This window comes from Tritonibacter mobilis F1926, assembly GCF_000376545.2.
GTDB classification, from domain to species: domain Bacteria; phylum Pseudomonadota; class Alphaproteobacteria; order Rhodobacterales; family Rhodobacteraceae; genus Epibacterium; species Epibacterium mobile.
Genome location: NZ_CP015231.1, coordinates 91,776 through 114,981, shown reverse-complemented (window position 1 = coordinate 114,981; position 23,206 = coordinate 91,776). Strand labels below are relative to the sequence as shown.

At 55.7% G+C, this 23,206-nt stretch carries 23 protein-coding genes; 17 read left to right on the top strand and 6 right to left on the bottom strand.

Annotation, left to right across the window (positions count from 1 at the left end; all coding sequences use genetic code 11):
* Window positions 1–35: 35 nt before the first annotated feature.
* Window positions 36–950: a LysR family transcriptional regulator gene (locus tag K529_RS15995; protein ID WP_005605853.1), complete on the bottom strand. Its 915-nt coding sequence runs from the start codon at window positions 948–950 to the stop codon at window positions 36–38.
* A 283-nt stretch (window positions 951–1,233) separates the two neighbouring features.
* On the opposite strand from K529_RS15995, the gene K529_RS15990 reads away from it, so the two are divergent.
* The 10 genes from K529_RS15990 (at window position 1,234) to K529_RS15945 (ending at window position 9,928) form a co-directional block, all read left to right on the top strand.
* Window positions 1,234–2,310 carry an extracellular solute-binding protein gene (locus K529_RS15990; RefSeq protein ID WP_005605855.1) on the top strand — a complete coding sequence of 359 codons (1,077 nt, stop codon included), beginning with the start codon at window positions 1,234–1,236 and terminating at the stop codon, window positions 2,308–2,310.
* Window positions 2,311–2,374: 64 nt separating this feature from the next.
* Window positions 2,375–3,487, top strand: a complete 1,113-nt coding sequence (locus K529_RS15985) for an ABC transporter ATP-binding protein (protein WP_005605858.1) — start codon at window positions 2,375–2,377, stop codon at window positions 3,485–3,487.
* Window positions 3,484–4,350 carry an ABC transporter permease gene (locus tag K529_RS15980; protein WP_005605865.1) on the top strand — a complete coding sequence of 289 codons (867 nt, stop codon included), beginning with the start codon at window positions 3,484–3,486 and terminating at the stop codon, window positions 4,348–4,350. Before K529_RS15985 ends, K529_RS15980 begins: the two co-directional genes overlap by 4 nt.
* Window positions 4,347–5,207, top strand: coding sequence for an ABC transporter permease (locus K529_RS15975; RefSeq protein ID WP_005605868.1), 861 nt, complete (start codon window positions 4,347–4,349; stop codon window positions 5,205–5,207). Before K529_RS15980 ends, K529_RS15975 begins: the two co-directional genes overlap by 4 nt.
* 196 nt (window positions 5,208–5,403) lie before the next feature.
* Window positions 5,404–6,180: a molybdate ABC transporter substrate-binding protein gene (gene modA, locus K529_RS15970; RefSeq protein WP_005605870.1), complete on the top strand. Its 777-nt coding sequence runs from the start codon at window positions 5,404–5,406 to the stop codon at window positions 6,178–6,180.
* An 11-nt stretch (window positions 6,181–6,191) separates the two neighbouring features.
* On the top strand, window positions 6,192–6,884 hold the full coding sequence (gene modB / locus K529_RS15965) for a molybdate ABC transporter permease subunit (protein WP_040641185.1): 693 nt from the start codon (window positions 6,192–6,194) through the stop codon (window positions 6,882–6,884).
* Window positions 6,881–7,972, top strand: coding sequence for a molybdenum ABC transporter ATP-binding protein (modC, locus tag K529_RS15960; RefSeq protein WP_005605876.1), 1,092 nt, complete (start codon window positions 6,881–6,883; stop codon window positions 7,970–7,972). Before modB ends, modC begins: the two co-directional genes overlap by 4 nt.
* Window positions 7,973–8,085: 113 nt before the next feature.
* Complete coding sequence (locus K529_RS15955) at window positions 8,086–8,766, top strand: energy-coupling factor ABC transporter ATP-binding protein (RefSeq protein ID WP_005605879.1); 681 nt, start codon at window positions 8,086–8,088, stop codon at window positions 8,764–8,766.
* The gene (locus K529_RS15950) at window positions 8,759–9,349 is read left to right on the top strand and encodes an energy-coupling factor transporter transmembrane component T family protein (protein ID WP_005605882.1); all 591 of its coding nucleotides are present in this window, start codon (window positions 8,759–8,761) and stop codon (window positions 9,347–9,349) included. Before K529_RS15955 ends, K529_RS15950 begins: the two co-directional genes overlap by 8 nt.
* Window positions 9,350–9,388: 39 nt before the next feature.
* A complete protein-coding gene (locus tag K529_RS15945; RefSeq protein WP_005605886.1) occupies window positions 9,389–9,928 on the top strand; it encodes a biotin transporter BioY in 540 nt (179 codons plus the stop codon).
* A 72-nt stretch (window positions 9,929–10,000) separates the two neighbouring features.
* Here the strand turns inward: K529_RS15945 and K529_RS15940 are convergent, their stop codons facing one another.
* Window positions 10,001–10,810, bottom strand: coding sequence for an IclR family transcriptional regulator (locus K529_RS15940; protein ID WP_005605889.1), 810 nt, complete (start codon window positions 10,808–10,810; stop codon window positions 10,001–10,003).
* Between the two features lie 127 nt (window positions 10,811–10,937).
* Between K529_RS15940 and K529_RS15935 the strand changes: the two genes are divergently transcribed.
* From K529_RS15935 to K529_RS15905, 7 genes are all read left to right on the top strand, one after another.
* Entirely contained in the window at window positions 10,938–12,434 is a 1,497-nt protein-coding gene (locus K529_RS15935; RefSeq protein WP_005605891.1) for a M81 family metallopeptidase, read from the top strand.
* Window positions 12,435–12,534: 100 nt separating this feature from the next.
* Window positions 12,535–14,139: an ABC transporter substrate-binding protein gene (locus K529_RS15930; protein ID WP_005605893.1), complete on the top strand. Its 1,605-nt coding sequence runs from the start codon at window positions 12,535–12,537 to the stop codon at window positions 14,137–14,139.
* A gap of 77 nt (window positions 14,140–14,216) precedes the next feature.
* Complete coding sequence (locus K529_RS15925; protein ID WP_005605895.1) at window positions 14,217–15,158, top strand: ABC transporter permease; 942 nt, start codon at window positions 14,217–14,219, stop codon at window positions 15,156–15,158.
* Window position 15,159: 1 nt separating this feature from the next.
* Window positions 15,160–16,047, top strand: a complete 888-nt coding sequence (locus K529_RS15920) for an ABC transporter permease (protein ID WP_005605897.1) — start codon at window positions 15,160–15,162, stop codon at window positions 16,045–16,047.
* A 1-nt stretch (window position 16,048) separates the two neighbouring features.
* Entirely contained in the window at window positions 16,049–17,734 is a 1,686-nt protein-coding gene (locus K529_RS15915; protein ID WP_005605899.1) for an ABC transporter ATP-binding protein, read from the top strand.
* The gene (locus K529_RS15910; RefSeq protein ID WP_005605901.1) at window positions 17,731–18,897 is read left to right on the top strand and encodes a M20 aminoacylase family protein; all 1,167 of its coding nucleotides are present in this window, start codon (window positions 17,731–17,733) and stop codon (window positions 18,895–18,897) included. Before K529_RS15915 ends, K529_RS15910 begins: the two co-directional genes overlap by 4 nt.
* Window positions 18,898–18,899: 2 nt before the next feature.
* Window positions 18,900–20,042, top strand: a complete 1,143-nt coding sequence (locus K529_RS15905) for a M20/M25/M40 family metallo-hydrolase (RefSeq protein WP_005605903.1) — start codon at window positions 18,900–18,902, stop codon at window positions 20,040–20,042.
* A gap of 96 nt (window positions 20,043–20,138) precedes the next feature.
* Here K529_RS15905 and K529_RS15900 read toward each other — a convergent pair whose 3' ends face one another.
* From K529_RS15900 to K529_RS15885, 4 genes are read right to left on the bottom strand one after another with little or no spacing between them, the layout of a single operon-like run.
* Window positions 20,139–20,915: an ABC transporter permease gene (locus K529_RS15900; protein ID WP_046002688.1), complete on the bottom strand. Its 777-nt coding sequence runs from the start codon at window positions 20,913–20,915 to the stop codon at window positions 20,139–20,141.
* Complete coding sequence (locus K529_RS15895; RefSeq protein WP_005605907.1) at window positions 20,870–21,598, bottom strand: ABC transporter ATP-binding protein; 729 nt, start codon at window positions 21,596–21,598, stop codon at window positions 20,870–20,872. Before K529_RS15895 ends, K529_RS15900 begins: the two co-directional genes overlap by 46 nt.
* Window positions 21,595–22,272: a thiaminase II gene (gene tenA, locus K529_RS15890; RefSeq protein WP_005605909.1), complete on the bottom strand. Its 678-nt coding sequence runs from the start codon at window positions 22,270–22,272 to the stop codon at window positions 21,595–21,597. The genes K529_RS15895 and tenA overlap by 4 nt, the downstream gene beginning before the upstream one ends.
* Window positions 22,269–23,204: an ABC transporter substrate-binding protein gene (locus tag K529_RS15885; protein ID WP_005605912.1), complete on the bottom strand. Its 936-nt coding sequence runs from the start codon at window positions 23,202–23,204 to the stop codon at window positions 22,269–22,271. Before K529_RS15885 ends, tenA begins: the two co-directional genes overlap by 4 nt.
* Window positions 23,205–23,206 lie beyond the last annotated feature (2 nt).

The following is a 23,206-nucleotide window of genomic DNA, read 5'->3' as shown; positions in this document are numbered from 1 at the left end:
AGCACATTTATCTACCGTGGCTTAGAAATCGGGACTTAGCTTTCCGGGAGAGCAAAAGGCTGCAGGCTTTTTTCAAACAGTCCCAGAAACTCTAGGGTGAGGATCGAGGTTGACTTGTGATTTGGCCACACAAGCGAGAGTTGGTGAGTTATGTTGGCGGAGAAAGGGCGGAAACCGACCCCTCTGCCAGCATATTGTTTGGCATCAAGCTCGCTGACGACCGATACACACACACCTTTGGCTGCCAACTCGCAGGCGCATGTGAACTGCCGCGTTTCAATAAAGTTGTCCATTGCGATGCCTGCAGCGTCCAGGATGTCACGCAAGCGCAGATAAAACTCGCTGCCGAAACGGTCATGGGCGATGCGCTCGCCTGCGAGATCTTCTGGGTGGATGATCGATTTTGATGCAAGCCGATGCCCTTCCGGGAATACGCAAACACAGCGAATAGGGATGGTTTTACTATCCAAGGCGTGATGCGAACGAAAACCATCCGTAATGCCGCAATCGTATTGTTCCCCGATGACCCAATCCAGAATTCTTTCTGGTCGGTCTGGCTCGATTGTTACCTTAGTCTCCGGGCGGGCGGATAGGAAATCTGCGACGACACCCGGCAGATGACTCGTTGAAAAACCGGGCAGGCAGGCGATTTTCAAATGGCCACTGGTTCCTGACTGAATATTCTGACGCAGATTGCGGATTTGCCCCATAGCACCAAAAATCCGCTGGATTTCGGGCAATAAATATTGGGCCTCCCGCGTGAGTGTTAGGCGACGACCCGAGCGCGAAAAGAGCGGATAGCCCAATTCCTTCGACAGATCAGCGAGCAGGCGGCTTACGGCGGGCTGAGAGATGTTCATGGCCTTGGCTGTCAAGCTCATCGTGCCACTTTCAGCAAGAATATTAAGGGCTTGAAGCTGCCTGATCCGTATCGGTTCATCAACAATCATCCCATTTCCCTTTTGCCAGAGGACGCCAATATGAGCGCATGCATAATGCAATATTATATGTAACAGAAATAATAATGTTGAATTATATTTTTGACTGCGGCACGCTTTCGTCAATCACAGCTGCCCGACTCTCTTGGATGTAAGGGCGGCGACACAAAGGGAGCATACTGCGTTGTATTCTGCACTGAGCAGACTGCGGATTTCATTGGTCAACTGCCGAGGTGGCAGGAGCCATTGCGCCAGTACTCTTGGTCACCAAACGACAACAAAGGGGAATTTTACCATGACAGTTAAACTCAGCAAGTTCGGTCGCGTGGCCATTGCGACGTCAGCAATGGTTGCCGTGCCGATGATGGCAGGAGCCGAGACATTGCGCCTGCTGACTTGGGGCGGGTATGCGCCCGAAGAAGTCATTGCCAAGTTTGAGGAAGAGACGGGTCATACCGTCGAGGTTACGACCTCCAACAACGAAGAGATGATCGCCAAGTTGCGCGCCACAAACGGCGGTGGTTTTGATCTGGCACAGCCAAGCCAAGATCGCATCACCAGCGCGCAAGAAGAGTTTGGCATCTACAAACCCATCGACATGTCCCGTATCAACGCGGATCTGTTCATCCCATCGATGCTGAGTGCGACTGCCGCAAATACGACGTTTGACGGTGAAGTCTATGGTTTGCCGCATGTTTGGGGTACCAGCGGGTTGGTGGTGAACACTGCCATGGCGCAAAGCGTGCAGGACTACACCGACCTTTGCGATGATGCGGTGGCGGGTAAGGTCTCCTACCGTCTGAAGCGTCCGACCCTGATCGGCTTTGCCTATTCCATGGGTCTCGATCCGTTTGCCGCCTACGGCGACAGCGCCGCCTATCAGGGTATCCTCGATCAAGTCGAAGCCAAGCTGACCGAATGTAAGGCCAATGTGAAAACCTATTGGGACGGTGGCGACGAGATCAAAAACCTGCTGCGCTCTGGCGAGGTTGTGGCATCGATGGCATGGGATACGGGCGGTTGGCAATTGAATGCTGACAACCCAGACATCACTTTTGTCGCGCCAAAATCCGGTGCTCTGGGTTGGATTGATACCTTCGTTCTGCCCGCGCGTGGCCGCGCCGACGATGCAGCCTATGATTGGATCAACTTCGTGATGCAGCCAGAAATCGCTGCAATGATCACCAATACCGCTGGCAACTTTACTGCGGCAGTGAATGGTGACGCCGAGGTGAATGCGGATCTGAAAGCGCGCTATCAGGGCAGCTTTGATCAGCAGGCCATCGACAACATCAAGTGGTATCCGCCGGTTCCCGCAGGTCTGGAAGCGATGGAAGGGGCAAGCCTCGACCGGATCAACGCCGCGAACTAAGGCCCGACAAAACCCAAGTGAAGGGCGCCGAAGGGTGCCCTTTCTCATCTTATGAGGTTACAATTTGACTGACTCTCACCCCGATTTGGAATGCCGCGATCTGGTAAAGGACTTCAGTGATTTCAAAGCTGTAGATCGTGTCAGCTTTGACGTCCCGCAAGGGTCCTTCTTTTCCATTCTTGGCCCGTCCGGTTGCGGCAAAACAACCCTTTTGCGGATGATTTCCGGCTTTCAGTCGCCCACCAGTGGTGATCTGCGGATCAAGGGCAAGTCCATGATCGGTGTGCCGCCGAACAAACGGCCTGTTTCGATGGTGTTTCAGCACCTTGCATTGTTCCCGACAATGAATATCGGGGATAACGTGGGTTTCGGGTTGCGGCAGCGTGGGGTCGGCAAAACCGAAATCAAAAAGCGCGTAGAAGAGGTTCTGGAGCGGGTCGGGTTGCCGGGTGTCTCTGCGCGCCGTGTGGATCAATTGTCAGGTGGGCAAAAGCAACGTGTCGCGATTGCGCGTTGTATGGTGCTGGAACCAGATGTGTTGTTGCTGGACGAGCCCTTAGGCGCGCTTGATCTGAAACTACGCGAACATATGAAGGTTGAACTCAAAGCGCTGCAGGCCGAATTCAACACAACCTTTGTCTACATCACCCATGACCAGTCTGAAGCTTTGGTAATGAGTGATAATATTGCGGTCATGAACAAAGGCCGGTTTGAACAGATTGGCGCACCGCATGACGTCTACCACAAACCCGCAACGGCCTTTGTCGCCGGCTTTGTTGGGGATGCGAATAAGTTCGACGCAAAGGTGACCTCTGCGAATGGCTCGATGCTGTCGCTGGTGACAGACGCCGGAACCGAGATGAAAATCGATGCTGCTGGGGCCAGCCTTAACGCAGGCGAGCGCACGCAGGTGTTCTTGCGCCCCGAGGCCATTGAATTGGTCGCCACCGCGGCCACAAACGACGAGGGCTGCAATGTCAGTCCCGGTGTGGTCGAGTCCGTGTTGTTCAATGGTGCGAACAGCACGGTGACTGTGCGGGACAGTGCAGGAGGGTTGGTAAAAGTCGCGCTTCCTCAAACCGGTGGGTTTGCGGCACTGCAAAAAGGGGATGCGGTGTTCACGCGCTGGCAACCCAAAGACGCGCGCTGCTTTTCAGCGGCGGGGGCTGGATCATGAGATCCGATGCCTCCCGCTTAGGGTTTTATCTCCTGCTCGCGCCGATATTGTTGTGGCTGGTCGTGCTGATAATCTTGCCGCATATCGGGCTGTTCATCGTTTCAATCAGTGAGAAACTCGGCCCGCGAGAATACGAGACCGGATTCGGGAATTACACGGCCTTCTTTAGCGAACCGCTCTACTGGCGGACATTTGCGCGGACTGCGATTATGTCGATCCTCGCAACGGCGCTGACCTTGGTTCTTGGGTTTCCGATTGCTTATTACATCGCAAAACTCACGCGAGGGCGCACCAAGACGGTTTTGTTCCTGATGTGCATGATCCCGTTTTGGGTCTCAGAACTGGTCCGCACATTCGGGTGGATGATCCTTCTGCGGGAAACGGGTGTTTTCTCAAATCTGTTGCAGTCGCTCGGCCTCGTGAGTGGTCCCGTCGAGATGCTCTATAACGACGCAGCGATTATGGTAGGGCTTGTTTACACATCGATCCTGTTCATGGTGGTTCCGCTTGTCACCACACTCGACAGCCTCGACGACAGCCTGATCGAAGCGGGCTATGACCTGGGCGGGACGAGCACGTCCATCATGCGCGAAATCGTCATTCCGCATGCGATGCCGGGGATTGTGTCTGGTTGCATCGTGGTCTTTATGCTGTCGCTAGGAAATTACCTGACGCCGATCCTACTCGGAGGCAAAGACAGCCTTTGGTTCACAGGCATGATCTACACGCAATTCATCACCCGGTTTAACTGGGAGCTAGGGTCTGCGTTTGGGTTCTTGCTTCTGGGACTGTCGTCTCTGGTGGTGTTTCTCGGCCTGAAACTCTCCGGTCAAACACTTTCGCAAACGATGGGGCGCTCATGATACCTACAGTTCCCCAACCCGGCTTCGCAAAATGGTGCTATCGTGCCTATGTCACCGTGTTTTTTGTCTATCTTGCGCTGCCTCTGACCGTCGTCTGCGTCTTTGCGTTTAACAATAGTGTCTTTCCTTCGTTGCCGTGGGAAGGCTTTACGCTCGCATGGTTCTTTGGCTCAGAGACGCCATACATCGGTGTGTTCAACGAACGTTCCATCCTGCGCTCCATTGGTACATCGGCATTTGTTGCGTTCTGGGTGTCTGGCCTCGCAGTGGCAGTGGGCACTTGCAACGCCTTCCTTTTTGTCAGGCATGATTTTCGCGGCAAAGCGCTGCTCTACATGCTGATGTTGATGCCGTTGATCATTCCAGGCGTGATCCTTGGTATTTCAATTCTGGTGTTCTCGAGCTCTGCGGCCAATGCACTAGAGGATGCAACCGGCATGTGGTTCGATGGGCTGCGACCGGGCTTGCCACTGGTGATCCTTGGTCAGTTTTCCTTCATCACGACGTTCGCCACATTGGTGATTACAGCGCGCCTGCAAAAGTTTGATCCAAGCCTCGAAGAGGCTGCACTGAACCTAGGCGCGAGCAAATGGGGCGCAATCCAGCAAATCACACTGCCATTCTTGCTCCCGGCGATTGTCGCATCCGCGGTGGTATCTATCTTGATGAGTTTTGAGAACTTTAACACCACGTTGATGTTGGTTGGCTCGGATTCACCGCTTACCATCACGATGTTCGACAAGCTCAAGCAAGGGTCGACGCCCGTACTGAATGCGGTGTCTTTGCTGCTGATCATCGTTTCCGCAGCACTTGGCCTGATCTCACTGCTCTTTCAGAAGCGAAAGTCAGCGGCCTGAGCGCAGCTCTGAGATGGAAATTCGAATGCTAGCATGAGCAGACATTGTGAGTGACCGAGTAGTTCACCGAAGAGGCCAGAGACATCAATCTCTGGCCTTTTTCTTGTGGGTGAAGACGCGCTGAACTTCGGAGTATTGCGCGGCGGGTGTTCACAACTTAGGTTCGTCATCACCTCACAATGCTAAGAAATGTCGCATGAAATCTCTCCGCCTCCCACTCTGGACCTATGTTGCGCTCGCGTTGTCTTGCTTGGTGTCGATGGTGTCACCGGCGAAAGTGACGGCGGAGCCTTTGCGCGTGTTTGCTGCAGCGAGTTTAAAAACAGCTTTGGACCAAATCGCGACTGAGTTCTCCAAGGACACCGGTACGCAGGTTTCGATCTCCTACGCAGGGTCTTCTGCACTCGCGCGTCAGATTGGGTTGGGTGCACCTGCGGATGTGTTCATCTCTGCAAATGTGGGTTGGATGGATGAACTGGAAAAGCAGGAACGCGTCGTTAAAGGCACCCGGATTGATCTATTGCGAAATCGGTTGGTTGTGATCGCAGCATCACAATCTGTGCCCCTTGGCAATCTCGGGGAATTGTCACATGCGTTGGATGACGGACGGCTCGCGACGGCACAAACCAATGCCGTGCCAGCGGGAATATATGGCAAAGCTGCGCTGCAACATGCAGGCGTTTGGGACGATCTCTCAGAACGCGTTGCGCAGACCGACAATGTCCGCGCGGCTTTGGCACTGGTTGCAACTGGTGCGGCGCCTTTTGGCATTGTGTATCAAACCGATGCGAATGCCGAAACACGCGTATCTGTTGCGTTCAATATCCCCGAAACGGCCCACCCCCCGATTATCTATCCAGCGGCCGCCATGCGCGACACAGAAACCAGCCGCGCGTTTCTGCAACACCTTCAGTCGAACGCCGCGCGACAAGTGTTCCTGTCTCAGGGCTTTACCCCCATCGGTGCGCCGTGATCGCGACCATGATGACGTGGTTTGGACCGGAGGAATTACAGGCCGTACGCCTCTCGATCAAAGTGGCATTTGGGGCAATGGTCGCAAGCTTGCCGGTTGGGATTCTAACGGCCTATGCGCTCGCCAGGTGGAGTTTTCCCGGTAAACAGCTGTTGAATGGTCTCGTTCACTTGCCCCTGATCCTGCCTCCGGTTGTAACGGGTTATTTGCTCTTGCTGTTGTTTGGGCCAATGGGGCCCATAGGTCAGTTGCTCGCAGCGTTGAACATCACGGTTGCGTTCAGATGGACGGGGGCCGCACTGGCGGCCGCGATCATGGGGTTTCCACTCATGGTCCGCGCGTTGCGGCTCTCGTTTGAGCTGATCGACCCAAAGTTGGAGCGCGCAGCGTCTACCCTTGGGGCCTCGCCGCTTTGGGTGTTCTGGAGTGTGACTTTGCCTCTCGCACTGCCGGGTGTTGTGGCGGGAACCGTTTTGGCGTTTGCAAAGGCGATGGGGGAGTTCGGGGCCACGATCACATTCGTCGCCAATATTCCGGGAGAGACGCAAACCTTACCATCCGCGATCTACGCATTTCTTCAGGTGCCCAGTGGAGAGACGTCCGCGCTCAGGCTGGTCGTCGTCTCAGTATTGATCTCCTTTGCAGCCTTGCTAGTGTCTGAGGCGCTAAATCGTCGCCTGATCAAGCGACTGGCGGCCACATGAGTTTTGACGTCGATATCGCGCTGGCGCAGGGTCGCTTTCAGCTCGATGCAAAGTTCTCCGTACCAAGCGGTCTTACGGTGCTGTTTGGGAAATCTGGCTCGGGCAAAACCACGTTGATCAACGCAGTTGCTGGATTGCTGATGCCAGATCGTGGCCGGGTGCGTGTTGGCCAGCGTGTCTTGTTCAACTCAGAGCAAAAGATTGCGCTTCCTGCTCACAAAAGACGGTTGGGTTACATCTTTCAGGATGCCCGACTGTTCCCCCACCTCAGCGTTCAGAAGAACTTGCTCTATGGCCAACGATTTTTGCCCAGATCCCTTGGCAAGACCGATCCAGAGCAGATCATATCGCTCTTGGGGTTAGAGGCGCTATTGCAACGCCGCCCTGAACAGCTTTCTGGTGGAGAAAAGCAACGGGTTGCGATTGGGCGCGCATTGCTAGCGGCACCGGAACTGCTGTTGGCGGATGAGCCTCTGACTGCACTGGATGAAGCGCGAAAGCTAGAGATCCTACCTTATTTTGAGCGCATCAGAGATGAATTAAAGTTGCCGGTGCTCTATGTGAGCCATGCTGTCACGGAAGTGGCGAGATTGGCGAGCACCGTTGTTGTACTGGATCAGGGGCGTGTCACGCAGGTCGGTTCCGCCAGTGAGGTATTATCCGATCCGCAAATCGTTCCCACAGGTGTGCGAAATGTGGGCTCGGTTATCACGGCGCAGCTTCTTCAGCATCACGTAGATGGGCTGAGCGAGTTGAGCTGTAAGGGTGTTCCGCTTTTCGTTCCGCGCATCGACCGCCCAATTGGCACCGTCATGCGACTGCGGGTTGCGGCACATGAAATCATCCTGTCCCTCAAAAAACCGGAGGGCCTTTCAGCGCTGAATATCTTGCCCAGCACCATTACCGCCATTCATTCGGGGGGCGGACCGGGCGCGCTGGTAACGCTTGAGACTGCGGCAGGCTCATTGCTCGCTCGGGTGACGCAGAGATCAGTTGCGACGTTAGAGCTGGAAGTCGGAAAGCCCGTATTTGCGGTGATGAAGTCCGTGGCGATCGCGCCGCAGGACATCGGAAGAGACCATGCCTAGCACTGCGCGGGAATATTATAGATAATATATTCTTTCCATATTGAGCCGTTTCCCGTATAGCGCTTGACGAACCACCTGTTCGGCGTGCCGCTAGGAAACTGGGATCAAGACGTATGATCGAAATTCAAAATGTCAGCCTGACTTTGGATGACAACCCGATCCTGCACGAGGTGACGCTCACGTTGACAGAAAAGCGGATCGCGATCGTTGGCAGCAATGGCAGCGGTAAAAGCAGCTTCGCAAGATTGCTGAATGGGTTGCGCAAGCCGAGCGAGGGCAGGGTGCTCGTAGATGGCTATGATACGCAAACCGAGGGGCGCAAGGTGCGTCGGCGTGTCGGGTTTGTATTTCAAAACCCAGACAACCAGATCGTCTTTCCGATTGTCGAAGAAGACGTTGCTTTTGGGCTGAAAAACCTAGGGGTTCCCGTTGCAGAACGCGACCAGATGGTTGACGAGGTGCTCAATCGCTACGGCCTGCTGTCTAAGCGCAAGCAACCGTCTCATACGCTGAGCGGTGGGCAAAAGCAGCTGCTCGCCATTGCTGGTGTACTTGTGATGAAACCAGCGTATGTCGTGCTGGATGAACCGACAACCCTGCTTGATTTACGCAATAAGTTGCGGGTCAGTCAGGCGATTGATGGGTTGGATCAGACTGCCATCATGGTCACTCATGATCTTGATCTCGTGGAAAATTTTGATCGTGTCATCGTGTTTGACCAAGGGCGGGTCATCGCGGACGACGTGCCAAACAAAGCGCTGCGGCGCTACGTAGAGGCCATGCTGGATGCTTGATCTCTATGTCGACGGGCGTTCGGCCCTGCACCGTCTGGGACCAGGGTGGAAAATTCTCGGGCTGGCGTTTTCTGGTACGGTTCTCTTTGCGGTGGACCATGTCTGGCTGTCGATCCTGTGGCTTGCTATATCGCTCACTCTCTACGCTGTCGCGGGGCTGCCGCTTTGGCGGGCTTGGCGACAAATCCGCCCAGCTCTATGGCTCTTCGCGCTAATTTTTGTGGTGCAAGTCCTGTTACACAGCTGGCAGCTGGGTCTCTTGGTGATCATTCGATTTGCTGTGTTGCTACTCTTGGCCGGACTGCTGACATTGACCACCCGGTCCAGCGATATGATCGACGGATTAGAAGCGGGAATGCGCCCGTTGCACCGACCGGGGGTGCGCACTGAGAGCATCAGCTTAGCGATTTCACTAACTCTTAGGTTCATTCCGGTTCTGACATCTGTCGTACGCGAGGTCCGCGAGGCGCAGAGCGCTCGGGGTCTTGAACGCAGCGTCTTTGCAATTGCGATCCCATCAATCATCCGAACGCTCAGGATGTCAGAAGAAATCTCTGACGCCATAGATGCGCGTGGATTCTGAACATCTGAATACTGTCATGCGGACATAAAGGAGCCATCCATGGCCACGAAGGACATCGTACTTATCGCATTGTTTGCAGCACTTGTTGCAGCACTTGGGGTTGTGCCTAACATCACCTTGCCAATGGCGGGCGGAGTTCCGATCACCGCACAATCCATGGGCGTTATGCTGGCTGGTGCCTTACTCGGAGCGAAGCGCGGCGGCTTAGCAATAGTGCTTTTCCTCGTCTTGGTTGCGGTCGGGTTGCCGCTCCTCTCCGGTGGTCGCGGTGGTGCAGGGGTGTTCTTTGGCGCATCCGGTGGCTTTCTGTTCGGCTTCCCTGTTGGTGCATTTGTCATCGGCTATCTGTTTGATCGTCACATTGGGCAGCCTTCTTTTCTACAGGGCTTGATCTACGTGTTGATTGGCGGGATCGGGGTTGTCTATGTCTTCGGTGTGCCGTGGCTTGCAACCGTTGCAGAGATCACCCTGTGGCAAGCCCTCGTTGGGTCCGTCGCTTTCTTGCCCGGCGATTTGATCAAGGCTGTTTTGACCGTCTTGATCGCACGCGAAGTCCGCAAGGCAATGCCGAACCTCTAAGAAAAAACAAACGCCTGCCGGAAAGTTTCCGGCAGGCGTTTGTTTACCTGAACTTCTCCTGAGCGCGATGTTCTATAGGCTCGCCATGATCGCGCGGGCTGCTTCCATCGCGAGAGGGGCGACCTGCTGCTCGAACTCGTCTGGCGACCATTCCGACAAAGATCCCGCAACGTGAATCGCACCGATCGGCACGCCTTCGCGTGCAATTGCTGTGCCGATTGCAACCTCGCCTCGAAGAAATTCGTCGACGATGAGCGCATAGCCTTTGCTGCGTGCGCGTTGCACCTGCGCGAGAATATCATCGACATCCGTTCGCGTGTCAGAGGTGTATTGGAGCAGCTCAGATCGCTCTAGTACGTCGCGCACCGCGTCATCACTCAGCAACGAAAGCGCGGCGCGCCCACCAGCGGTAGCGTAGGCTGGCACGCTATGTCCCACCAATGTGGCATAGAAAGTCTCCCGCTTGCTCTGAATGCGAAATGCATAAATGAGACGTGTGTCGTCGAACAAACTCAGGTCGATCCGCTCGCGCAGAGTGCGGCGCAGCTCAAGTAAAACCGGCGTTGCTTTTTGCACCAACGGATCTAGGCGCAAAACGTCAAGTGTGTGATCCAACAGTCGTATGCCCGGCAAATAGCCGCGATCATCGGAGCTGCGACGCAGGTAGTCGAGTTTTGAGAGTGTATGAACAATCCGTTGCGCCGCGGAACGGTCCAGACCTGAGAGCCTTGCGATATCACCAAGGCTTAGCGGCTGACTAACACCATGAAATGCCGCCAACACCTGCATCGAGCGTGCAGCTGATCTGACAAACAGCGCGTCCCCTTCCTCTGCTTCAAATTTCAGCTCTTTGCCTGGTGTCGCCCTGACAATGGATTTCATCTGACCGCCTAAGTGTTGACGAATCCAAAACTGGATGCGTACGATTAATTATCAATACGATTGTATTACTATGTGATACTGTTGACAAGGGTGCCCCAACGGCACCTCGTTCCATTCGGAGGATGACATGCGCGTTGCGTTGGCCGGGTTTTTGCACGAAACGAATACCTTTGCGCGCAATCCGGCAGATTTGTGCGCTTTCCATCAGGGCGGAGGATACATTCCGCTGACAGAAGGACCCGCGCTGATCGATGCTGGTGCGGACGTAAACCTTGGGATTAGTGGGGCGCTCTGCGTGGGCGCTGAATGTTCCTGGGAGATGGTCCCGATCTTATGGGCAGGTGCGATCCCCTCGGCCCATGTCACCGAGGATGCGTTTGAAGCGATCTCTGCCCGTATCATCAGTGGTTTGCGCGATGCAGGTCCTTTGGATGGTGTGTTTTTAGATATGCATGGCGCGATGGTGACAAGTCATCTGGACGATGGTGAAGGTGAGCTTGCTGCCCGCGTACGAGAGGCGGTTGGCCCGGACGTTCCGATTGCAGTGGCGCTGGATCTACATGGAAATATTTCCCGGCGTCTGGTCGACACCGTCGACGTACTGACTGGGTTTCGAACCTATCCCCATGTCGACATGGCGGAAACTGGCGCGCGTGCGGCGCGACTTTTGGATGAGATCATGCGCAGCGGCAAAAGATATGTACGTGCTTACAGGCAATTGCCGTTCATGGTTCCGATTTCTCTGCAGAGCACAACAATGGAACCTGCCGCCAGCCTTTACGCTGGTGTTGCAAGGCAAGATGCGCAAGGCGTTTGCGCCTCATTGTTCATGGGTTTCCCGGCAGCGGATATTCCGGATTGTGGTCCGGTTGCGATTGCCTATGCCCCCAGTCAGGTCGAGGCGGATCAGGCAGTAACAGCCATCGCCAACGCCTATGAGGATGCAGAGGATGCCTTTGACGGGCCGATCTATTCGGCGGCTGACGGGGTCGCCAAAGCCATGCAATTGCTGAGGTCCGGGTCCTCTGCACCCATTGTGCTGGCCGATACACAGGATAATCCGGGGGCAGGAGGGGCGGCCACGACAACAGGCATGTTGCGCGCATTGGTGGATACTGACGCGCAAGATGCGGCATTGGGCCTCTTGGTCGATCCCACATCCGTGCAACAGGCCTTTGATGCCGGCGAGGGCGCGCGTGCGCATATGTCGCTGGGCGGACATCCCGACTTTCCCGACGATCAGCCGTTTGAAACTGACGTGATAGTGGAACGGCTCGTTACCGAAAAACTTCATGCCACCGGTCCTTACTACGGCGGCAGCTGGCTCGACCTCAGCCCTGCAGCCTGCCTGCGCATCGGTGGTGTGCGTGTGGTTGTGACCAGCAAGATCGCACAACTTGCAGATCGGGAGATGTTCCGCTTCGTTGGAATTGAACCCGAGAAACAAGCGATCCTTGTCGTGAAAAGTTCGACACACTTTCGGGCAGATTTCGACCCGATTGCAGGGGCAACTCTTATCTGTCTTGCACCAGGGCCGATGGCTTTCAGCCCAGCGGATCTTCCGTTTACGCGCTTGCGGGCCGGCCTTCGCTTGTCCCCCAACGGGCCTGCCTTTGCGGCCTGACACAAAATAGCGTTCTGCGCTCTGGTTTCGGCGGCAACCGCCGGACCCCAATACAAAAAAGAACAAAACGTTCATTTTCATATCAACAGGGAATACAAAGATGAAAACACTTCGTCCCCTCTCAGCCTTGCGTGGCAGCCTCGCTGCAACGCTTATGGCTGGTGCAACCATGCTCACGCCCCTAGCGGCGCAGGCAGAGGAAGAAAAGGTCATTACTGCGGTGATGCACTCCGGTCTTCGCGTGCTCGATCCGGTGATTACCACCGCCCATATCACCCGCAACCATGGCTACATGGTTTATGACGTGTTGACTGCGGTAGATGAGAACTTCCAGCCGCAGCCACAAATGGCAGAATTTGCAGTCTCGGATGATGGCCTAACCTACACCTTTACATTGCGCGATGGGCTAAAATTCCACGACGGAGCACCAGTTACCGGCGCGGATGTTGTGGCCTCCCTCACGCGCTGGGGCAAACGCGACAGTGGCGGCCAGATGATATTCGACGTCACCGCGAGCCTCGAGGCCACCGATGACAAGACCGTGGTTTGGACGCTGTCTGAACCGTTCCCACCGCTGATGAATGTAATCTCCAAACAGTCTGCGGTTCCCCCCTTCATCATGCCAAAGCGGGTGGCGGAGACATCTGCGGATGAAACCATCACTGAATATATCGGCTCTGGTCCCTTTGTGTTCGAGACGGACCTCTATGAGCCGGGTGTCTCCGTGACTTACACCAAATACGACGATTACGTTCCGCGCGATGAGCCCGCCAGCTGGATGGCCGGCGGCAAAGTGGTCAACGTTGACAAGGTTGTCTGGACCACGATGCCGGACTCTCTGACAGCCATCAATGCATTGGCTGCGGGCGAAATCGACTATCTGGAGCAAGTCCAGGTAGACCTGTTGCCGATCTTGCAAAGCGCTCCAGACGTGACCGTCGAGACCCGAGATCCACTTGGCTATGTGACGATCGGGCGTCCAAATTTCCTGCACCCACCATTTGACAACAAAAAGGTCCGTCAGGCCGCGCTCGAAGCTCTGAACCAAGAAGATGTTCTGGCAACCATGATGGGAGACCCAGAGTATTATAAAGTTTGCGGTGCGATCTTTGGCTGTGACACGCCATTGGGTGATGAAGCCGGTTCAGAACCAATTACCTCCGGGGCGCATCCCGACAAAGCTAAGGCTCTTCTTGAGGAGGCAGGGTATGACGGCACGCCAATCGTTTTGATGGCACCGACCGATGTGGTTGCATTGGTTAATCAGCCCGTGGTTGCTGCGCAGGCATTGCGTCAGGCGGGCTTTAACGTCGATATGCAGCCAATGGACTGGCAAACCGTTGTCAACCGCCGTGCCCAGCAATCACCGCCGGCTGAGGGCGGCTGGAACATCTTCTTCACCAATTGGATGGTGCCTGAGATTTCGGACCCGCTGATCAATGTGATGGTCAATGGCCGTGGTGATGACGCATGGTTTGGCTGGCCCTCGGATGACGCAATCGAGGCTCTACGCTCAGATTTCGTCGCCGCAGCGTCTGATGCGGAACGCAAAGAAATCGCAGTGAAAATCCAAGAACACGTGATGGACAACGTCAACTACATCCATCTTGGTGAATACATCATGCCGCAAGCGCGACAGAACGCGATCCAAAATATCATTCCATCGCCTGTGCCGGTGTTCTGGAATATGACCAAGGGCGACTGATACCTCTCCCCACTCCGGGGCGTGCGGCTTAGGCCCGCGCCCCGCCTTTTCAGAACCCAATCAAAAGGTAGCTGTTCATGCTCAGCTATATCCTGAAGCGCGTCCTTGCGACGGTGCCGGTCATGATCATTGTGGCTGTCTTTGTCTTCTTGTTGCTCCGGCTGACGCCCGGCGATCCGGCGGCGATCCTTGCGGGGGATGCCGCAACGCCAGCACAGCTTGAGCGTATTCGTGACAACCTGGGTCTCAATGATCCGCTCTATGTTCAGTTCTTCACTTGGACTGGGCAAATGCTACAGGGGGATCTCGGGACGTCGCTGATTTCCAATACGTCTGTCTCTGACATGATTGCCAGCCGCCTGGGCCCCACCATCAATATTGCAGTGATGACGATCATCATTTCCGTGTTGTTGGCTGTGCCCATGGGGGTCATCGCAGCATGGCGTCATCGCACGTGGGTAGATTTTGCCGTGATGTCGTTCTCTGTTCTGGGATTTTCCGTGCCTGTGTTTGTCATCGGGTATGTGCTCATCCAGATCTTTGCAATTGAACTCCGCTGGGTGCCTGTGCAGGGATACGCCGCGCCATCGGATGGGATCTGGAACTTCTTCATCCGGGCGATCTTGCCTTCGCTCACATTGGCTACGATCTATGTCGCCTTGATTGCACGCATGACCCGCGCATCGATGCTTGAGGTGTTGGGGGAGGACTATATCCGCACCGCCCGCGCCAAGGGCGTGCGTGAAAACACGGTTCTGTTTCGCCATGCGTTGCGCAACGCGGCCGTGCCGATCCTGACCATCATCGGCACTGGATTTGCCCTGCTGATTTCCGGCGTGGTTGTGACGGAGAGCGTATTCAATATTCCCGGTATCGGCCGACTGACTGTGGATGCGATCCTTGCACGAGATTACCCAGTTATTCAGGCGATGATCCTGCTGACAGCAGGTATCTACGTACTGGTGAACCTCTTGGTGGATATCTCTTACTCCATTTTTGACCCGAGGATCCGTTACTGACATGATCGATCATTCTTCTTCCAGTCAGAGTGCCTTCCAACCGCTGATCCGCCTTTTGTCGCTGCCTGCCGGTGCCCGCATCGGAATCGGTCCGATCTTCGCGGCGCTTATGTTAGTGATCATCGTGCTGGCAGCACTGCTGGCACCGCTCTATGTGCCTTATGATCCGCTGTCGATGGATGCGCTGGCGCGCCTCAAACCACCTTCGGACACCCATATTCTAGGGACCGACCAATATGGTCGCGATATCTTCAGTCGTGTGATGACCGGCGGGCGTGTGTCGCTCTTGATCGGGATCGGTGCCGCAATCGTCAGCGTGACGATCGGGCTGGCGATTGGTCTGGTGGCTGGGTTTTTCCGAACCGCCGACAGCATTATCATGCGCATCATGGACAGCCTGATGGCGATCCCTGCAATCCTGCTGGCCATTGCGCTGGTTGCGTTGAATGGGCCGAGCCTGCATTCCGTGATCCTCGCAATCACCATTCCCGAAGTGCCTCGCGTGGTGCGACTGGTTCGTTCGGTGGTGCTGAGCGCGCGAGAGGAACCCTATGTTGAGGCGGCCATCGCGCTTGGGTCGTCAATGCCGAAAATTCTGATCCAGCACCTGATGCCAAATACGCTGGCACCGCTCATTGTACAGGGCACCTATATCTGTGCCTCTGCCATTTTGATCGAGGCCATCCTCAGCTTTCTGGGTGCTGGCGTTTCCACTGAAATCCCGACCTGGGGCAACATCATGGCCGAGGGGCGGACGTTCTTTCAGATCAAACCGGGACTGATCTTTTGGCCCGGAGTGATGTTGTCGCTCTGTATCCTGTCCATCAACCTTTTGGGTGATACCGCTCGCGATCTTCTCGATCCACGTCTGAAAAAGCGGGAGGCATAAGATGCAGTTCAAATCAAAGGACTTCACAAACGCGGAGCAGGTGCTCACGATCCGCAACCTCACTGTAAGCCTTGGTGCAAACCTGCGTGCCGAGCCCGTTCTGCGCGGGGTCGACATAGACATTCGCGCAGGCGAAACCCTCTGTCTGGTGGGGGAAAGCGGCTCAGGTAAGTCGGTAACATCGCTTGCAACAATGGGATTGCTGCCCAAAAACGCACTGGAAATCACCGGCGGGCGCATTGACCTAAAGGAAGTGGAGATCACTGCTGCGAGTGCCTCCCAGATGCGTGATTTGCGCGCAAAACGCGTGGCGATGATCTTTCAGGAACCTATGACTGCGCTCAATCCGGTCTTGCGCGTGGGCGAGCAGATCGAGGAAGTGCTGAACATGCACACCGATCTCTCTGGAGCGGAGGCCAAGGCGCGGACGCTCGACATCATGGAGCAAGTCCACCTGCCAGACGTAAACCGGATCTATTCGGCTTTTCCACACCAGCTTTCGGGTGGGCAGCGGCAGCGGATCATGATCGCAATGGCGCTTGTTCTTGATCCAGACCTTCTGATCGCGGACGAGCCGACAACGGCGCTGGATGTGACAACGCAGCAGCAAATCCTGAAGCTAATCGCAGAAATGCAGGAACGGCACGGGACTGCGGTGCTGTTTATTACGCATGACATGGGAGTGGTTGCCGAGATCGCCGATACGGTTTGCGTCATGCAAAAAGGCCAGATCGTGGAGCGCGCACCCATCCAGCAATTGCTGACCGCACCGCAAGAAGACTACACCCGCAAACTGCTGCGGGCGGTGCCCAATCTTGCCCCCCGTCCAGCGCGGCCTCCCGTCAGTGAGGCGCCGGTTTTGACCGTCAGTGATCTGAAAAAGACCTATGGTGGCGGTGGGTTCTTGCGCAAACGGGATGAGGTTCAAGCTGCGCAGAACGTAAACTTTGCAATTGCACCGGGGCAAACCCTTGGAATCGTGGGTGAAAGCGGGTCGGGTAAGTCCACGGTTGCACGCTGTATCATGCGTCTGATCGACCCGACCAATGGTTCCGTCCGTGTTGCAAATACTGAGGTCGCTGATCTCAGCCGACGTCAGTTGCAGCCGCATCGCAAGCATTTTCAGATCGTGTTTCAGGATCCGTATCGCTCTCTCAACCCGCGCTGGACTGTGGCACGTTCGCTCTGTGAAGGGCCAATCAACTTCGGCACATCAAAGGACGAAGCGATGGCGCATGCAGGGGATCTGATGGAACTCGTGGATTTGCCACGGAACGCGCTAGATCGATATCCACACCAATTTTCCGGCGGCCAACGGCAACGCATTGCTATCGCCCGTGCTGTGGCGATGCGTCCAAATTTGCTTGTTGCGGACGAGGCCGTCTCGGCACTCGATGTCAGCGTACAGGCGCAGGTGCTCGAATTATTGGACGACGTTCAGGCTCGCTTTGGCATCGGGATGTTGTTCATTACACATGATTTGCGCGTGGCTGCCCAGATCTGCGACGACGTGATCGTCATGCAGCGCGGCCATGTTGTGGAGCAAGGGCCAGCGGCGGCGGTACTCGCCAATCCTGCCCATGAATACACGCAAAGCCTGATTGAGGCCGCCCCCGGTCGCAACTGGGATTTTGCAAACTTTCGCGCCCTGGAAGGGGTAACCCATCAGACAGGAGATCACGCATGAGCGTACTTCCCAAGATCGACGCCTTCGCGTCTGACCTGACCGCAATCCGCCAGGACCTCCACGCTCATCCCGAGCTGGGGTTTGAGGAAACCCGCACCGCTGGTATCGTCGCTGAGCAGCTGCGAGCCTATGGTGTTGATGAGGTGCACGAGGGTCTCGGCGGCACCGGCATTGTCGCGGTGATCCGAGGGCAGGGGGGTGGCAACCGTCGTATTGGACTGCGTGCCGATATGGATGCACTGCCCATCTTAGAAGCCTCGGGCGTAGATTATGCCTCGACCAACCCGGGAAAAATGCATGCGTGTGGGCATGATGGTCACACCACGATGCTGCTCGGCGCGGCACGTTATCTGGCAGCGACCCGCGATTTTGACGGCACCGCAGTTTTGATCTTTCAACCCGCCGAAGAGGGTCTTGGTGGCGCGCGCCGTATGATTGAAGAGGGGTTGTTCGAGCGGTTTCCCGTCGATGAAATCTACGGCATGCACAATAGCCCCAATGGTCAGCCGGGGCGGGTAGAGATCACGCCCGGACCGGCAATGGCGGGGGCTAGCTTCTTTGACATCAAGATCACCGGGACAGGCAGTCACGCCGCCATGCCGCATCAATCCAAAGATCCGATTGTGATTGGCACCGCATTGGTTCAACAACTTCAAAGCGTGGTCAGCCGCAATACACCACCGACAAAACCGCTTGTCCTGTCGGTGACCAAATTCAACTCCGGCTCCGCTTACAACGTGGTTCCAGACAGCGCGAGCGTGGCGGGAACTATCCGCTATTTCCATGCCGATGTGATTGAGATGGCCGAAGCACGTATGCGCGAGTTATGCGAAGGTATGGCTGCGGCTTATGGTGTCAAGATCGAGCTGGACTTGCGTAACGTCTTTGACGTGCTGCAGAATGATCCCGAACTGTCGCAAGCCTACATTGAAGCTGCCGCCGATGTGGTGGGCGCTGATATGGCAGTGATCACCGAAGAACAGGCGACCGGGTCCGAGGATTTCGCCGACATGCTACAGGTCGTGCCCGGCGCCTATTGTCGCGTCGGTCACGCGGGCACTGTGCCGCTGCATAACCCTGGATTTGTATTGGATGATGCAATCCTGCCGGTGGGTGCGTCTGTCTACGCGCGCATTATCGAGACGCGCCTGAAAAGGAACTGAGCATGACGAATACTCCAATCGCACTGCCATTTGATGCGAATGAAATGCTCGAGGGGCTGCGGCTTTGGGTTGAGACCGAAAGCCCAACTTTTGACGCAAGCGCCGTTAACCGAATGATGGACGTCGCACAGTATGACCTTGCTGCGCTTGGCGCGCGTGTTGAACGTATCCCCGGGCGTATGGGGCTGGGGGATAGCGTTCGAGCCACCATGCCGCATCCGCGTGCTGGCGAGGGTGGTATCCTTGTTCTGGGACACCTTGATACGGTGCATCCGGTTGGCACACTTGCGTCCCTGCCGTTTAAACGTGAAGGCAATCTCTGCTACGGCCCCGGTATCATGGACATGAAAGGTGGCAATTACGTCTATCTGGAAGCCATGCGCCAGATCCTGGCTGCCGGGATCGAGACACCGTTACCGGTGACGTTCTTGTTCACTCCAGACGAGGAAATCGGAACGCCTATGGCGCGTCGGCTGATTGAAATGGAGGCCGCGCGCCACCAGTATATTCTTGTGCCTGAACCCGCACGTCCTGATGGGGGCGCTGTCATCGGCCGCTACGCAATCGCACGTTTCAATCTCCAGACCCGTGGTCGTCCCAGTCATGCAGGCTGGGCGCTGTCGGAGGGACGCTCTGCCATAGCAGAGATGGCGCGCAGTGTTGCACGCATCGAGGCGATGACCAGTGCTGACTGTTCCTACTCGGTCGGTGTGTTCAACGCAGGCCAATGGGTAAACTGCGTCTCGTCAGTCTGTGACGCCGAAGTGCTTACGATGGCCAAAACGCAGGAACTCCTTGATGAGGGCATCGCGAAAATGATGGCGCTGAATACGACAGAGGGCGATGTGGTCATGGAGGTCCGCCGTGGTGTGACACGGCCCGTGTGGGAACCGGACCAACCGGGCACTATGGCAATGCTTAGCATCGCGCGCGAAATCGCTGGCGAAATCGGATTTGACCTTCCTGCAGGATCTGCAGGTGGAGGATCTGATGGGAACTTTACTGGCTTTATGGGGCTACCTACGCTCGACTCCATTGGGGTAAGGGGGAAGGGTCTACATACCTTGCAGGAACACATTGAGATAGACAGCCTTGTTGAACGGGCACGTCTGGCTGCAGGTCTTTACTGTCGCTTGGGTTTGTGAGCCGAGAGATATGACAATTGCGGTGCGTTGCACCGCAACAATCACAAATGTCCTATAATGGTAGTTATGTTAATACTACGTACACGAAGGCATCATCTAGACACCGTGCCGTCCCAGATCCCGAGTGAGCCTTCTTACGCCCAGATGCAACAGGACTGAAAACACGCCCAGCGTCAGCATCGCGGCAAACATTAAGTCGGTTTTCGCACGGCCATTGGCCAGCAACATCAAATAGCCCAGACCGCGGGATGCGCCGACCCATTCCCCAATAACTGCTCCGATCGGAGCATAAACCGCAGCAAGGCGAATGCCTGACGCCAGTGATGGCAATGCAGCTGGGATACGGATGTGCCACAATATGCGCGACGGGCTTGCCTGCATGGTCCGTGCCAAATCCAGATAGCCTTGGGGCGTTCTCATCAATCCGTCAAAAAACGATGCCGTCACTGGAAAGTAGATAATCAAAACAGCCATAGCAATCTTAGACCAAAGCCCGAAGCCGAACCAAAGGGTCAGGATCGGTGCGAGGGCGAAAACTGGCAGTGCTTGCGTAAACACTAAGATTGGCTGAACCAATACGCGGGCGATGCGAGATGTAGCCAATTGAACTGCGGTAATCACACCCAGAATTACCCCAATCAAAAGCCCGATCAAAACTTCTGAGGCTGTGACCAATGTATGCTCTGCAATGATCGCGACATTGCCCCACCAAGCCTCAGCTACGATGATTGGACCGGGTAAAATGAACTTGGGCAAACCCGTGAGGCTGACCACTGCCTGCCATAGGAGTAACGCAAATAGGGTTGCCGCGAGGACCGGAAAATACTTCACGCGGCCTGCCCCCGCAAAAGTCGCATTAACGCTGCCTGACATTCCAATGTCGCCAAATCATCCACGGGCCGAGGCACTTGCGCTTCTGGCGTCGGGCATGCAATCAGGGCATCTGGGGTCATCACTACAATCGCATGCCCCAAACGCGCAGCCTCAGCTGGATCATGTGTCACGATAAGAACTGTTCTGCCGCGCAACACATCGACCGCCAGATCCTGCATCAAGGCGCGGGTTTGGGCATCCAGTGCTGAAAACGGTTCATCCAGCAGAACGATTGGTTTGTCTTCCATCAAAGTGCGGGCCAATGCGGCACGTTGGCGTTGCCCGCCCGACAGTTCTGATGGGCGCTTGCCTGCGTGATCGGACAAACCAACGCACGCCAAAATATCCTGCAATTTCTGTTTACACCTTGGTTCTGCACGAAGACGTCCGCCCAGTTGGACGTTCTCTTCTAGCGTTGCCCAAGGCAGCAACAGATCGTCTTGGGCCATATAGGCCACGCGAGAGGCAACTGCGATGTTGTCACTGGCAGTAACGTCGCCCTCGAACACTGCCTCTGTGGGCAAGCCCGAAACCAGACGCAAAATCGTTGACTTCCCGACACCTGACCCGCCCAACAGGCAAGTCCAACATCCAGCTTCAAGGGACAATGAGAGCGGTCGAAAGAGCGGCGCCTCGTCAATCGACGCCGATCCCTTCACCATGATGCCGGGCGCAGGCTTCACGGAGTGAGGCCCATTTGCCAAAAGCCCACTTCAAGCTCGGTCGCGGTTTTAAAGGTTTTGCACAGTCGCGGCCAGCGTGGGGAGGTGGTGAAGTCTTTGCCCAAACGGCGCTCCAACGCATTGTCCAGCAGTATACCAACGGCTTTACAGGCTTCCTGGTAATCATCGCCCGCGTAGGTGTCGATCCAGTCTGCATAGGTTTGCGAACTGGCCTCAGTCGACAGTCTTAACCCAATTTCGCCATATCCCATTACACAGGGCGCAAGTGCTGCGAGCAGGTCCAAAAGGTCACCGCTGTAGCCCGCCTCAAGCACAAAGCGTGTATAGGCCAGGTTTTCCGCACGCTCAGTCGTCGCAAACAGGTCTTCCTGTGATATGCCAGCAGCCTCACAAATGCCGATGTGAAGCTGCATCTCTTCTGCCACCAAAGCGTTCACAGTGGCCACTGCGGCGCGCATTTCACCGTGGGTTTCGGACTTGACCACGGCGAGCGCCCACGCGCGGGAGAAGTGGATCAGAAAGACGTAATCCTGGCGCAAGTAATGCAAAAACGCCTCTCTCGAGAGAGAGCCATCTTTGAGGCCTTCTACAAAGGCATGGCGGGTATAGGCGCGCCACGCCTGCGAAGCACTTTCGCGCATCAGTGCAAAAGCTTTGCCATATGAGGTGCTCATTGTGCTGTCACATCGATTGCAATGGCCTCAACAGGGTTCAGACTGTCGATCATACCGCTGTCTTTGAGAAAGGCCTCAAACCGTGCATAGCGCCCCGCGTCAAATCCTGCCGGACGCAATGCGAAACGTGGCAGCGTATCGACCCAAGCACGGGCATTCAGCTCATCTTGGAGCTCAGTGGAGGTAGCCGCGAAGATCTCCCAGCTTTTCTCAGGATTATTGACGATATACTGGGTCGCTTTTTCTGTCGCTGCGAGGAAACGTGCGATCTTGTCGGCATCCATACGGTCGGGATTGGCGACATAAATCAGTTCATCATAAGACGGCACGCCTTCTTCTTCGACATAGAAACAGCGGCCCTCAACGCCTTCGATTTCCATCTGGTTCAGTTCAAAGTTCCGAAACGCACCGATGACTGCATCGACTTGTCCGGACATGAGAGATGGCGATAGCGAGAAGTTCACGTTGATCATCTCAATATCGTTCGGAGTCACGCCATGTTCGCCCAGCATGGCCTGCAAAACGGCCTCTTCGACTCCCGCAACTGAAAAGCCGATTTTTTTGCCTTTGAGGTCAGATAGCTCCTGAATGGGGCCATCGTTTAATACCAGAAGGCAGTTCAGCGGGGTTGCGACCAACGTTCCCACGCGTTTCAGTGGCAAGCCCTCATGGATCTGCAAATGCAGTTGCGGCTGGTAAGACACTGCCAGATCCGCCTGACCTGCAGCGACCAATCGTGGAGGGGCCGAAGGATCAGCAGGTGCGACGACCTCCACCTCAAGGCCTTCATCCGCGAAATAGCCGTTCTCCTCAGCGATAATGATTGGACCGTGGTCGGGATTGACGAACCAGTCCAAGAGCAGGGTCATTTTATCCTGCGCCATGGCCGGGGTTGCAGCCACAATGGCCAATGCGGCGATGATGTTTTTCATAG